This is a genomic window from Endozoicomonas sp. ALE010 (assembly GCF_049310165.1).
GTDB lineage: Bacteria > Pseudomonadota > Gammaproteobacteria > Pseudomonadales > Endozoicomonadaceae > Endozoicomonas.
In genome coordinates this window covers 26,429-40,482 of the sequence record NZ_JBLYNV010000051.1, presented here as the reverse complement: position 1 = coordinate 40,482, position 14,054 = coordinate 26,429, and the positions used below count along the sequence as shown (strand labels likewise).

Genomic DNA, 14,054 nt, shown 5'->3' with positions numbered 1-14,054 from the left:
TCGCGATGGTCAGGGTGTCGGCTGGCAGGTCACTGTCTGTGTCGTTGTCACGGATGATGTTGCGGCCACTGAGCTCACCACCCTCTTCCAGGCGGTAACGGTCATTCTCCGCCTTTGGGGAGTTGTCATTCTGCGGTGCGACATTTACAGTCAGGGCTTGAGTATCGACCCTGAATCCATCACTAACTTGAACTTCAACCTCATAGCTTATTTTACCACTTTCAAAGTCTGGCTCTGTTATGAAACTGAGAGTGCCATCAGCTTCAATCTCAAAAGAACTAGAATCTGCCCCTCCTGAAATACTGAAAATAAGATCACGACCGCTTTGATCGACATCTATCGCTGTAACTTTGGTCACTGTATTACTATTTTCCAGAACTTCGATTACAGCTTTATCGCCGCCGCCATTACTCGTAATTATTGGGGCGTCATTTTCATCAATGTCTAATAGTTCATCAGCAACAAAGCTTTCACTGTCCTCAGTCCCCCTCTGAACCCCGGAAGTATCAAAACCCGCCTCCGGTTCCACCTGAATACCGCTGAGATCGAGAATAGTCTGGCTGCCAAAACCTGAATTAACCTGACTATCCGGCTGGCCTGTTGCGGGTAGAGGAGCATCCGGGACTGGCGGAAGTTCAAACTGTTCCGCTTCTATTTCTATTTCTGCATCGTCTGGCAGGAAATTCTGATAGAAGGCGGTAAAACTGAACTCATCATTATTGCTCAGTTCAAGTACCTGGCCATCAAACAGGTCGATATGAATAAAACCGTCGGCTCCGGTTATGACTGTTTCGTTTGGGTAGACGACATCACCAGCCTGAAGTACACGACGAGTTCCGTCAGGGGTAATGGCCTCGACCTTGCCAATGGCAAAGTGAATGGATCCGGCAGATTTGCTGGCAGTAGCTTCCTGAATAGTGTCCACGACTGGCTCCTTGTTATTGTTCCCGGGCAACTCCGGCCCTGTGTCAGTTGTAATTTTCAGATCAAAATGTTTATCGTTCACTGAAGGCCAGCTGTCTGGCTCTCAACACCGGCTTTAACAGGTACTCAAGGAGTGTTTTCTTGCCGGTTAAAATATCTACTGAGGCGACCATTCCGACGATAACGGGGCGGCTGTTATCACCTTCATTGCCCAGGTGGCTCTTGTCGGTTTTGATTCTGGCCAGATAAAAGCTTTCGCCCTGTTCATCCGTGATGGTGTCGGCACTGATATGCGTCAGTTCTCCATCAAGACCGCCGTGGATAGTAAAGTCATAGGCGGTAAAGCGAACCGTGGCTTTCTGGCCCGGGTGCAGAAATGCAATATCCTGTGGCCGGATTCTGGCTTCAACCTCAAGAGTGTCGTCTACGGGGATGAGTTCCATCATCACCATACCCGGCTGGACAACACCGCCTTCGGTGTTGACAAGAATCTGCTTTACCACGCCTTTCATTGGTGCCTTGACCCGGGTACGTTCAACCTGGTCACTGACGGCGGTTTCTTTTGCGGTTAGTTCATGCAATTGGGCAAGGGTTTCGTTTAACTCTACTCGCGCTTTATTGACGAAGTTCAGCCGTGCCTCATTAATTCGTTGTTGTGTCTCTTCCTGTTGTGCAGCGATCCGCTCCAGATTTTTCTCGGCAATGATTTTTTCACCCCGGGTATCACTGACCTGTCGTTCAAGGCGGAGCACTTCGACTCTGGACACTGCGCCTTCTGCAGACAGGTCACGGGCAAGCTGGAGTTCTTCATCCAGCAACGCAAAGCGGCGAGCCAGCATCTCTCGCTGCGCTTTTGTCTCAAGTGTCTGTTTCTTCTGCTGGGTCAGCTGTTGTTGATAAACACCAATACTACTGGCCAGTTCCAGCTGGCGATGATGAAAGAGTTCCTTCTCCCGGTCGGCAAGCACCGGCACGTTTGCTGTCAGCAACTCAGGCATGACCGGCTCTCCGCCTTCCACTTCTGCCAGCAAACGAGCCCTTCTGGCCATCAATGCATGACGGTTGGCCAGCTGGCCCTGGCGGGTGGAGGTAAACCGGGTGTCGTCCATCACCATCAGCACCTGCCCCTGTTCCACCAGTTCGCCTTCAGAAACCAGAATATCATCAACAATACCACCTTCCATATTCTGGACATTCTGCACCTGGCTGGAAGGAATCACTTTTCCTTCTCCACGGGTAATTTCATCCAGCTCACACCAGCCTGCCCAGAGGATAAAAGTCAGAAGACAGAGGGCAACTGTCATGATCAGTGGACGGCTTCCCCTGGTGATTTTATTGATTTCCGCCTCGCTGGCAGCATGCCAGTCAGAGCCTTGATGGTTGGCGAGGTCACTCATTTCAAATCACAACCTCCTCTGCGGTCTTCGGTGCAGAGTGTTGAGCCTTGTTCGCCCCCCTTAACACATCATTAGTACTGCCACTGACACTGATTTTTCCCTGATCAAGCACCACAATATGGTCCATCGCATCCAGCAGATTCATTTTGTGTGTCACCAGTATGACGGTGGTCTCTTTCAGTTCCAGAAGTAGCTGGCGAAAACGCGCCTCCGCCTGTGAGTCCATGGCACTGGAAGGTTCATCCATAATAATGGCCAGCGGGTTTGTCACCAGAGCCCGTGCCAGGCCAACAGCCTGAGCCTGACCACCGGACAGATGCCGTCCGCCCTCACCCACCATAAAATCCAGGCCTGTACTGCCTGCCTGGATTATGTCCTGCAAACCGGACTGCTCCAGTGCTCGCACAATATCGCTGTCGCTGATCCCTTCACGGTGCATAGTGATGTTGTCACGTAATGAGGCGTTAAACAGTTCGGTGCGTTGCCCAACATAGCCTACGTGACGACGGAACCAGTTCGGATCAATCTGACGAAGATCCATACCATCGACACCAATCAACCCTTTGCCAGGCTCCCGGAGCCCCATCAGCAGTTGCAGGAAAGTGCTTTTTCCAGAACCCATCCGCCCGAGAACGGCCAGCCTGGTTCCCGCCGGAATCTGCAGATTTATATCACTCAGCAGGTCAGGAGCATTCGGGTAAGCAAACGACATATTATTGATATAAAAATGCCCCTGAAACCTATCAGGCCGGAGCAGTTTGCGCTCCTCTGGATACTCCTGGGGAAGGTTCATGATCTGCCCGGTATGATCCAGCGCCTGCACTGTTTTTTCATACTGGTTCAATAAACCAATCACCTGTGAGACAGGGGCAGCACAACGACCGGAAATCATCATGATGGCGATTAACCCGCCCATGGAAAGATCACCCACACTGATGAGATAAACACCGGATATAACCAGTGCAACGGTGTTCAGCTGAAGCATTAATGTGGTGACCTGGCCGGTAATGGTCTGCAGATGACGTATTTTAAGCGAGGCATCGGCAACCTCGCGGTTCATTTGGCTCCACTGCTTCTGATTCTGGCTTTCAACATTACAGCTCTTCACCGAAATCAGCCCGAGTAACAGCTCCATTAAAAAGTTCTGCCGCTGGGCTGAGGCCCCCTGCTGCCGGGCAATCACGGACTGAAGAGGCCTGTTCAGCAGCCAGGCCACAGTCAGGGCAATACCAATGCAAACAACCGGAATAATGACCAGCCAGCCGCCCAGCCAGACCACCAGCCCAAGAAACAGCACAACAAACGGCAAATCGATGAACGCCATGACCGTTGTCGAGGTAATAAAAGAGCGAACGCTGTCAAACTCGGCCAGCTGATTCATAAGATTACCCGCACTGCCGGGGCGACTGGATAGCTTCAGCCCTAACAGGCGATCCATCAGGCGGGAAGACAGGGTGAGATCAACCTGTCGTCCAGCCAGGTCAATATAGCGGGATCGGATCAGTCGAATAACGCCCTCAAAAAAGAACGCAAGGACAACGCCGGTTGCCAGCATCCACAGGGTTTCAAATGCCTGGTTAGGAACAACCCTGTCGTATACATTCATGACAAACAGAGGGGATACCAGGGCAAAGAGATTGACCAGCAAACTGGCCAGCAGCACATCTCTGTAGACACGCCAATAAGGTGCAAGGGCATGCCAGAACCATGGGTAGAGAGAAGCCTGCTTATTGTTATAAGTGGTTTCTTTGTTGGTTGTATGCACTTTAATTCTTGTCGTTAGTTGAAACGTGGCTACTGCTGGATGACGGGTAATCTACGGCTCTGGGCACGGCAAATTATCCGTTGCACGAAAAAATCCGGTTTTGGCATCATCAGTGGATCAAAGCAACCTTAGCCAATCCGTAAAAAATGTGAATTCGTGCACATTTTTACCATTTTATAAGTATTATTACCACCCGAACTCACTTAACCCGGAAAAGTCAGCCGATTGAGATCAGCAGAGTTTTTTTGTGGCGGAAGGAATAATAAAAACTTATGGATGATAAGCAAAAGACAGGCAGTAATACTTTTATGACGGGTGCGGCCAGAACTCCATGATCAGTTCGGAGGCTCGCTCTTCTTCAATCGGGCCAACAACATTGATGGCCGGGTGGCAGCCTTTAAAAATCTCATGGCAATCTATATCAATAGACTGTCCTGATAGTTGCTGGAGTGTTTTGCCACTGCAACCAAATACAACTTTAGAGATGCCTGCCCAGTAAATAGCGCCAGAACACATGGCGCAGGGCTCAGAATTTGTGAACAGTGTGCACTGTTCCAGTTCATGCTGAGAGAGTATCTGGTGAGCCCTGGAAATCAGATTCATCACTGAATGCCGGGTTACATCATTATCGGCAATGGACGTGTTTCCCGCTTCTATGACGACACGTCCTTCCTGAGCAAGCAGTGCTGAAAATGGCAGCTGGCCATGATCAGCACTTTGCCTTGCCAGTTCTATGCTGTGTAACAGCAAGGATGAATACTCATTCATACAACATGACTCATGTTTAACAGCGGCACCAGCAGTGTAGACTGTATAAAAATGTCGTGCAGGTTAATTTTCATGCATTCATGCCTGTTCACATGAGTTTGTAGGTTTTATACTGATCAATCAGATCGGGAAGAGAATAATGTTTCCAATAATCATTACCAATATGGAGTTTTGCCGACTCACATCCATAATCATCTATAAACGTAATGATCGTTTTCTCGTTTCCCTCTAACACTTCAACCTTGGCGTTCGCTGTACCGTCTAAAGACATTCCAGGATGAAAACCAATATGAGAAGCTCCTTTGGTTGTGTGAATATCGATGACGACGAGCATTAATTTTTTAAAATTCAGACGTCCGACAACAGAATAGTTAATAGAGCCTTCGAATGTCAGAGATACAGGAGGGTTAAATGGTTCCTCCAGATTAGCCACCCTGGTGTCCTGGTCCGAATTGACGGGTGTTTTTGGAGGATCATGCGTTTGAATCTCAAAGTTTGCAAGACTGGATTGCTCTTCAGGACCAACGGGGTTCTGGCGCTGGGGCCGACTTTCTTCATGAACAGAAACATCGCGACCAGCTAATGAGGCTGCTCTTTCCTTTTTATGATCTGGCGGTTGTATTGCCGAAATCAACACTATCTTTGGATTGAGCAACATTAATAGCTGTGTCCATTGATAAACTCCTTTTCGTTACTCTCTCTGATATAATTCTATGAAGTTAGAGGCTTTTTTGGCTTTTAATTTTTTTAATGCCGTATTCAAATTTAATAATAAAATTAAGTTTGCTGAATTTTGGACAAGCAAATTAACTGATAGTTCAATTTATATCCTGATCCCTTTTCCTTTCATTAAATCCGTTGGCAGGGTAGCGGCCCACTTAAATAGTTAACCAAATAAAACATATTTTCTGACCAGATGATCAGTCACTCCCGGCAACGGCTCCTGCGCTCGCTCCTGCATCCATGCAGTCGTGCGGTGTTAGAATTCTGCGGGAGGCTGACCGAGAATAGACTGCCCTACTACTTAAAGATCCTCAGCCCATGGCATTTCCGGCAGAGCATCCAGGTTCGTGTTATACCGCTGTTCATTGAACGCCGTCTGATGATTAACCACATCCAGCAGCTCAACACACAGGGCGCAGGCGATGTACTGAATGGCTTCTTCCCGCTCAACACCTTCCAGCATCAGCCTCATCAGGGTCTCTTTTACCCTTGGTGGGTTATTTTCTGCCAGCTGGTTTTCAACTATTTCGATGATGGCCTCACCACTCATCAAATCGTCACTATCGATCATTACCATATACCCTGGAATTTTATAGAAAGCCTGCATTCTATCGAGAGTGGCATTTGAATGCTCACTGTAGATAGAAAATGAACAATGTCATTTACTGTCTATGTAGCAAAAGGGAAGCTTGTCGCACCCATTCTTCTTCCACAAAATAGACTTGCACCGTCTTTGAATAAAGAGTACCAATATCGGACAAAATTTTGGCAAACAGGAGGAAGCCTGTGTACAAAGTTTACGGAGATGCCCAGTCCGGCAACTGCTACAAGATCAAGCTGCTGATGAGCCACCTGGATATTGACTGTGAGTGGGAGCACACCAATATTCTGGGTGGCGGAACGCATACCGATGAGTTTCTGGCCATGAACCCCAATGGCAAGATTCCGGTCATGGCATTACCCGACGGGAATTACCTGTGGGAGTCCAATGCCATTCTGAACTATCTGGCTGACGGCACTGACTATCTCCCTTCAGACCCTTTCCTCAGGGCAAAAGTTCTCCAGTGGCAGTTTTTTGAGCAATACAGTCACGAGCCTTATATTGCAACGGCCAGGTTTATCGTGAAATTCCTTGGCAGACCCAAAAAGCATGAGGCTGCTCTGCAGGCCAAGAAAGCCAGTGGCTACAAGGCACTACAGGTAATGGAGACGCACCTGGAGCATCATGACTGGCTGGTTGGTGACCAGATGACCATCGCTGATATCAGCCTGTATGGCTACACGCATATTGCACCGGAGGGCGGGTATGGTCTGACCGATTTTCCTTTTATCATGGCCTGGCTTAAACGGGTCAGGGAACATCCAAAGCATGTGAAAATGGGGTAATGGCTTTAACCCGGATATTTCATAAACTGCCCCGAATCTCGCGCCGGACTTTGTCGCTCTAAGGGATTTTGTGAGGGAGCGCCGTACCGCGGAGTACGGTCGACTGAGCAAAACTCCCTTAGAGCGGCAAAGGACAAGCGAGATTGGGAGCACGTTTATGAAATATCCGGGTTAAGCCCCACCAAAGCATGTATAAAGATAACGGATACTGCTAGACTCCCCGCTCAGCACTTTTTACCTAACGCTGAGGTTAACAATGGGGTTTCTTGATCGGGTTCAGGCTGCCATGGAGAACAACAACACACTGTTGTGCGTTGGCCTTGACCCTTCACCCGAGCGCTTTCCTGCCGCTATTCAGGCGATGGATAAGTCCATCTTTGCATTCAATAAAGCCATCATTGATGCAACCGCCGACCTGGTCTGCTGTTATAAGCCCCAGGCGGCCTATTATCATGCCCATGGTGCTGAAGATCAGCTGGCCATGACCATTGATTACATTCGTACTCAATATCCGGCTATCCCGGTCATTCTCGACTCCAAGCGTGGTGATATTGGCAGCACTGCCAGCCAGTACGCCATTGAAGCCTTTGAGCGTTATCAGGCCGATGCGGTGACCGTAAACCCCTATATGGGGATTGATACCATAGAGCCATTCTCAGGCTATGCAGATAAGGGAACGGTAGTTCTGTGCCGCACCTCAAACCCCGGCGCTGCTGCTATTCAGAACCTGTCGGTCCGCCAGGCCAATGGTGAGTCGGCCATGCTGTATGAAGTGATTGCCCGGATGTGTCAGGAGCAGTGGAATAAGCATAACAATATCCTGCTGGTTGTTGGTGCCACAAACCCAACGGAGCTAAAGCGTATTCGGGACATTACCGGAGATATGACGTTCCTGGTGCCGGGCCTTGGCGCTCAGGGTGGCGATGTGGAAGCAACCGTTAAAAATGGCCTGAACAGCAAAGGCCAGGGAATTATTGTGAACTCATCCCGTGGCATTATTTATGCCAGTGGTGGCGATGACTTTGCTGAAGCCGCAAGGAACGCAGCGATGGAATTACGGGATCAGGTAAACCGTTATAGATAGTCCCAGTCTGCGACTATTGACTGGTACATCATTTCAATAAGTTTGATGTGTACAATCTCCGTTCACCCTGAGCGCCCTTCGGCTCGGCTCAGGATGCACGGACGAAGGGTGATTGGCACAGTCTTTATTCAAGGCACGGTGTTTACGCCCTTCGACTCCGCTCAGGACGAACGGAGCTTGGGAGTCATTGATCGAAGGAACCCATCAATTACATTGAAACCATGTACTAGAGTCGTTAATAGCCATCGGTAATTTAGCAAAATTATTCTCACGTCGGCATGAACACCACGATCAGATTGATGTCTCTTTCATGGGTAACTTCTTTAAATTTGCCTAACAAGGTTGTTCCATGGACCGATCGTCACCAACACCCTTCTCTGTTGACCACTCAACCACTTTTCCTGATCACCGACCGTCAACAGAAAACCAATCGGAAGTACAAGCATTAAACAGGAGTTTGCGAAGAGAAGAGCCGGAAAAAATGCTCCCGGATGGTCAGACCAGGGGAGATCATGATCCATCAAAATCTTTAGCGTCTTTGCGAGCCTCCCGGCATTCAGATCCGGAAGTTTCAGTCCGTCAGAAACCATCGACAACACATCCTGCAGCGGAAGATTCAGTGGAAAGAGTCAAAGACAAAACATTATTTTTTGAAGGGAAAATATCAGAACAACAGATCCAGACATTTCAACCCAGGCCGTATAGTTCCCCTCACTTATCAAATCAACACTGTCAACCGGCAAAAGTCAGTGCCGAAAGTCAGAGCATGCAAGACCTTCGTCATTATAGTGATCGCTCTTGTGCGCCATGGGAGCAAGAGCTCAAGAGCATTGGCCAAAACCCCACAGCATCAGCGACCACACAGCAGCCAACAGAACCATCTGCCAAAACGCCTGAAAAGGTGAAGCAAGAGTTACAAAACGTGATTGATGATCTTCATGGATACCTTGTGCAATTGGGTGTCAGGCCGGAGGGTGAGTGATCAGGATATAAATCTGTGACTTGTTTTTATTTCTTCAAGTCAGATGTAAAAGACCCGGTTACCACGCTTTACGCAGGAACCGGGTCAGGGATGGAAAACTACCTGGTTATTCTTGTGATGCCTCCCGGATGCGCTCCTGCCATTGCAGATAAATGCCGGTGGCCAGGTTTTCCTTCTCGGTCATAATCACGGGTTTGTTGCTGACGGCGGTATTGGTGGCAATAACCACGTCACCGGTTGCAGCCAGACGGTCTAAGATCAGATCAGAGTCACCAACCGGGAAGTCAATGGTCAGCACCCCGCCGCTAATGCTCCAGTCCATGGCATTGTCAGTATCACCGTCCATCACCACCGTTGTATTACCAAAAGCAAATTCAACGATCATTGGATCAGCGTCATCGGTGGTACTGTCATCGTCAACGTAATACCAGGTTTTACCGGTCAGCTGCGCCGTGGTCCAGCCTGCATTGGTGAAATCAGCTTTTGACCAGGCAATCAGATCACCCGAATCAATGGGAACAGCAAAGGCATTCTCTTGAGAGACATAAAGGAACTGATCGGTTTCTGCTCCATCATTATCATTAGTAGTCAGCCGGTCACCATCCACAGAGTATGGAAAGCAAACATCAGGTCCGTTATCAGCCTTCTGGCAGGCTTGGCCCTGATAGAGAGAAGCCTCAAGAACACCTTCGTCACCAAACTCCACTTCGTTCAGACTCGCTATAAAGCGGTAGTCACTGGCAGAGCTGCCGAGCAAAAAGCTGTTCAGGTCACTGGCCGTTACTTCTGGCAGATAGTTCTGCTGGATGTTGAAGTACAGACTGCTCATCTCCGCTTCGAGGGTATCATTGGCATAGGCAATTACGCCAAGAATCTGGTCTTCTTGGGTTGAGCCTAAAATATCAAAATCGACGATACAGCTGTCTGCATCCTCAACAAAGTATTCCGTGTCAACACTCAACGGATCAGCGAAGTCACTTCGTACAATCTCAAAGCTTCTGAACAGGTTTTTGACCCGGGTTTCACAGGTGCCGCTGGTAGGCAGGCCATCAAAATACAGATCAATATCAAGATCCCCATCATCAGACCCAGGCAAGCCCAGAGTCACGGAAACCTCGCCTAATTCATAGCTGTTACCATTTTTCCGGTAGTACTGGAAATCACCATTTTCTTCCGGCATGGCGCTGGTCAGCTGGATTCTGGCTTCTGCATTGGCCTTGCTCTTAAACCAGGTCAGTGCTTCGGTTCCTTCACCAGTTTCAAAGTACTGTACCAACGTACCGTTATCGGAGGAATCAGTGGATGCAAAACTGTCATCGAGCAATGAAAGCTCAGCTGTTGAATTATCAGACCAGGTTATCTTTATCATCTTGTCAGATACGACAGAGTAACTCCCGGCTGAGGTTGTTGGCGTATCCGTACACGTCGTGCGATTGGCAGCGGTGCGAGTATTCAGGTAGGCAATGCCACCGGCAAACTGCAACGTGTCACACCATACACGAGTGTAGTCGTTTGTAATATCGCCATCACCATCATCGGAACCTCGCTCAATCTGGTACCAGACTGTGTCTTCCAGCGGGTGTGAGCCTATACCTTCTAGAATGGTCAAATTGAACTCGGCTGCAATAGTATCAGCATGTGCGCCATCACCAGCATTAACCACAAAGGACAATGGGTTATTTACAGTGTTGACTGTAGGGGTGCCGCTGAAGACCAGCTGGTTATTGTCGTAGTCAATTTCCAGTCCGGCGATATTCTCATTGACAGTAATGGTCAATTCATCGCCGTCATCATCGGTAAAAAGCCCGACAATAGAGACAGTTTGATTAACCTCGATACCTTGTTGCAGCCCAAGGTCGTTGATCACAGCCTGGATAGAATTTTTTACATCATCATCTACCATGGGCGGCGTATTGGGTGCGATAACGTTCAGGTCAAAAACGGCAGGATAGGAGCGAACGCCTTTGGCATCCCGGGCATAAACATAGATTTTGTAAGTGCCTGCGGCAGGCGGTGTTCCAGTAATAGAGCCAGAGTTTGCGTCAATTACCAGGGTAGAATCTGACTCCGAATCGATCTCCAATTCGTATGTCAAGGCATCGTTATCACCATCTTCGAACCAGTTGGCTACTGATAAAGAGAATGCATCACCCAGATTAATATTCTGGGCTGCGCTGCTCGCATTCCCGGTTACGGTTGGAAGACTGTTTGGCGTTGAAGTCACCCTACCATCATTAGCAACTGAAATAACCGGTTTGAAATCGTCAATATCGGTAGAGTCGATGGCGTCCTGCGCATCTTCCGACACCTCTTTAACAATCGCCAGCTTCTCCGTTAATGTCAGGTCGGAATCTTTGGCATCTTCCTCATACAGAATCTCAGCAATAATATTAATCGCCTTCCCTTTATCATCGCCGCTCTTCTTTGCTGCAACAAAATCCCCAAATACATCATCAGCGGTGACGCCAGTTAAACCAACAAGCTCTTCAATTACTTTATTTTTAGCTTCATCTACCGTTAAAGAATCATCCTGTTCCAGCTGCTCTACCACCAGATTGGTCAACGGGCTGACAACGGTCTCACCGGCAGGTGCTTTTAATTCGAGAGGACGTTCAACAGGGCCCTGGTCTTCATCAATCGTTTTACCGACTATGGTTTTAATACAAATCGTATTGTCCTGATACTCGATGGGAATATTCACCAGACCGCCATCACCGGTTTCTAATCCCAGATCCAGTTCACAACCATCATCAAGGTCGTTATTAGCATCTACCCACACATCGGCATTTTTCAAATACCCATCCATCGCGGTAATACTGAATGTACTGCCGGATCCTGCGCCTGAAGAGCTGTCGCCCCCACCACAACCGGTTAATACCAGGGCCGACGCCACTGCCGTGGCCAGCGCAGCAAAATTCCTTTTTATTGTTAACAAGTCCGTTATCCTAATGGTTATTTCGTTATTATTTATTTGCCACTACATTCTCTTTTTAAATGACGAATGTCGTCAAGCGTGTTCTGTAACTTTCACAAGCCCGGCAGTGATAATAAAGTATTTATTGAATGGTTCTGAATCATTCAATCTACTTCAGGACGAACGGAGTTTGGTGGCTCCAAAATGTGGAAATGATTCAAGACTATTCCTAAGCAGCTTCATGCTGCCTGCTTTCCTGCACTTTTTTTCTGACCCTGGGTTTAACCATGGGTTCAACCTTTCTTTGCTTCTCATACAGGAATTTCAATACTTCGGAACGCAGTCGTGTATATTCCGGATCCTGTGCCAGCTCCAACCGGCCCCGGGGTCTTTCCAGGTTGATCTCGAGAATCTCGCCCACCGTTGCAGCGGGGCCATTGCTCATCATCACAATACGGTCGGATAACAGAACCGCTTCGTCTACGTCATGGGTGATCATGATGACGGTGTTATTCAGCTCCTGCTGGATTTCCATCAGAGAGTCCTGCATGTGGGCTCGGGTCAGGGCATCCAGGGCACCAAAGGGTTCGTCCATCAACAGGATTTCCGGCTGCATGGCCAGTGCCCTGGCAATACCCACCCGTTGTTTCATGCCGCCACTGATCTCATCCGGACGCTTATGCATGGCATGATCCATATGCACAAGCTGAAGGTTATGCTCAATCCACTCTTTGATCTCTGCCCTGGTTTTTGTACGACCAAACACCTGTTTCACCGCCAGTTCAACATTTTGGTAAGCCGTTAGCCATGGCAGGAGTGAGTGGTTCTGAAAAACCACCGCCCGGTCCGGGCCGGGCTCGGACACCTCCCGGCCATTTAAAATCACACCACCACTGCTGGCCTGCAGAAGTCCTGCGACAATATTCAATACCGTTGATTTACCGCAGCCTGAATGGCCAATCAGTGAGACAAACTCCCCTTTGGCGATTTTCAGGTCAACCCCTTTGAGTGCGGTAAAAGGGCCTTTCGGTGTATCAAACACCATATCGATATGACTGATATCCAGCAGTGTGCTCATGTGCAGGTTCCCTTTATTAATGAGTGGCTTTGCTTTTATCCCAGGAGGCAAAACGCTGGATGGCCAGCATGGCACGATCAAGGCCAAAGCCAATCACACCAATGACGATCACGGCAACCATAATGCGTGCCAGCGAATTTGAGCTGCCATTTTGAAACTCATCCCAGACAAATTTGCCCAGCCCGGGGTTTTGAGCCAGCATTTCTGCCGCAATCAGCACCATCCAGGCAACTCCGAGGGAGAGTCGCATACCGGTAAAAATCATCGGTACCGATGCGGGCAGTACAATTTTCTGAACGTGTTTCAGGGCAGGCAATCGCAATACACGACTGACGTTTATCAAGTTACGGTCCAGGGAAGAGACACCCACCGACGTGTTAATCACCATGGGCCACAGACAGCAGAGCATCACGGTGATCATCGAATTTAAAAAAGACTTGGCTACCAGAGGATCAGGGCTGATGTAGAGTGCACTGACAACCATGGTCACCAACGGCAGCCAGGCCAGGGGGGAAACCGGTTTGAATATCTGAATGATCGGGTTCACTGCCGCATTCAGGGTTTTATTAAGACCGATGGCGATACCCAGGGGGATGGCAACCAGGGCTGCCAGCAGAAAACCACTCATTACGGTGACCAGGCTGGTAACGATCTGATCAAGAAAGGTTTCCTTGCCAGTATAGGCCCGGATTTTTGGCACATAGTCAGGGTCTTTGGCGACACGGGCAGCATTGCGTTTTTCCTGCCGCTGATAGAAGGCTTCTGCCTTTTCCCGTTCGGTGACATGCTCCTGGTAGAGGGAGCCAAACTGCTCCCACACCGCCACTGGCCCGGGAAATTTGCCCAGCGAGGTATCAATATTCTGCGCAGCGCCAGACCAGATCAGCAGAAAGACGACGATGCCAATGATGGGCATCAGTACCGTGCTGAACACTTTACCGGGATTCACCGTAATGCCCAGCCCGGCAAGAAAAGACAACGGTGATGACTTGCTCTCATTGACTGACTGACTGACAACCGAGGCATCCGTCAT

General features: G+C 49.0%; 12 protein-coding genes. 3 read left to right on the top strand and 9 right to left on the bottom strand.

Annotated features, from left to right (window positions below):
• The 6 genes from ACO6UY_RS18245 to ACO6UY_RS18220 all read right to left on the bottom strand — a co-directional run.
• Positions 1 to 925 (bottom strand): Ig-like domain-containing protein (locus ACO6UY_RS18245; RefSeq protein ID WP_422490825.1); only part of this gene is annotated, 925 nt, incomplete at its 3' end.
• A 70-nt stretch (positions 926 to 995) separates the two neighbouring features.
• Positions 996 to 2,321, bottom strand: coding sequence for an HlyD family type I secretion periplasmic adaptor subunit (locus ACO6UY_RS18240; protein ID WP_422444646.1), 1,326 nt, complete (start codon positions 2,319 to 2,321; stop codon positions 996 to 998).
• Between the two features lies 1 nt (position 2,322).
• On the bottom strand, positions 2,323 to 4,086 hold the full coding sequence (locus tag ACO6UY_RS18235; RefSeq protein WP_422444644.1) for a type I secretion system permease/ATPase: 1,764 nt from the start codon (positions 4,084 to 4,086) through the stop codon (positions 2,323 to 2,325).
• Between the two features lie 306 nt (positions 4,087 to 4,392).
• Complete coding sequence (locus ACO6UY_RS18230; RefSeq protein WP_422444642.1) at positions 4,393 to 4,854, bottom strand: nucleoside deaminase; 462 nt, start codon at positions 4,852 to 4,854, stop codon at positions 4,393 to 4,395.
• A gap of 88 nt (positions 4,855 to 4,942) precedes the next feature.
• Entirely contained in the window at positions 4,943 to 5,512 is a 570-nt protein-coding gene (locus ACO6UY_RS18225) for a hypothetical protein (RefSeq protein ID WP_422444640.1), read from the bottom strand.
• 366 nt (positions 5,513 to 5,878) lie between these two features.
• Positions 5,879 to 6,148, bottom strand: a complete 270-nt coding sequence (locus ACO6UY_RS18220; RefSeq protein WP_206679410.1) for a hypothetical protein — start codon at positions 6,146 to 6,148, stop codon at positions 5,879 to 5,881.
• A 215-nt stretch (positions 6,149 to 6,363) separates the two neighbouring features.
• Here ACO6UY_RS18220 and ACO6UY_RS18215 point away from each other — a divergent pair, with 215 nt between their 5' ends.
• The 3 genes from ACO6UY_RS18215 to ACO6UY_RS18205 all read left to right on the top strand — a co-directional run bounded on the left by ACO6UY_RS18215 (position 6,364) and on the right by ACO6UY_RS18205 (position 9,029).
• Positions 6,364 to 6,963, top strand: coding sequence for a glutathione S-transferase family protein (locus ACO6UY_RS18215; RefSeq protein ID WP_422444638.1), 600 nt, complete (start codon positions 6,364 to 6,366; stop codon positions 6,961 to 6,963).
• Positions 6,964 to 7,219: 256 nt separating this feature from the next.
• Positions 7,220 to 8,047 (top strand): orotidine-5'-phosphate decarboxylase, encoded by an 828-nt coding sequence (pyrF, locus tag ACO6UY_RS18210; protein WP_422444636.1) that lies wholly within the window; start codon positions 7,220 to 7,222, stop codon positions 8,045 to 8,047.
• A 349-nt stretch (positions 8,048 to 8,396) separates the two neighbouring features.
• The gene (locus ACO6UY_RS18205) at positions 8,397 to 9,029 is read left to right on the top strand and encodes a hypothetical protein (RefSeq protein WP_422490824.1); all 633 of its coding nucleotides are present in this window, start codon (positions 8,397 to 8,399) and stop codon (positions 9,027 to 9,029) included.
• A 106-nt stretch (positions 9,030 to 9,135) separates the two neighbouring features.
• Here the strand turns inward: ACO6UY_RS18205 and ACO6UY_RS18200 are convergent, their stop codons facing one another.
• From ACO6UY_RS18200 to ACO6UY_RS18190, 3 genes are all read right to left on the bottom strand, one after another.
• Positions 9,136 to 11,964: a putative Ig domain-containing protein gene (locus ACO6UY_RS18200; protein ID WP_422490823.1), complete on the bottom strand. Its 2,829-nt coding sequence runs from the start codon at positions 11,962 to 11,964 to the stop codon at positions 9,136 to 9,138.
• A 208-nt stretch (positions 11,965 to 12,172) separates the two neighbouring features.
• Positions 12,173 to 13,021, bottom strand: a complete 849-nt coding sequence (locus tag ACO6UY_RS18195) for an ABC transporter ATP-binding protein (RefSeq protein ID WP_422467896.1) — start codon at positions 13,019 to 13,021, stop codon at positions 12,173 to 12,175.
• 16 nt (positions 13,022 to 13,037) lie between these two features.
• Positions 13,038 to 14,054, bottom strand: coding sequence for an ABC transporter permease (locus tag ACO6UY_RS18190; protein ID WP_422490822.1), 1,017 nt, complete (start codon positions 14,052 to 14,054; stop codon positions 13,038 to 13,040).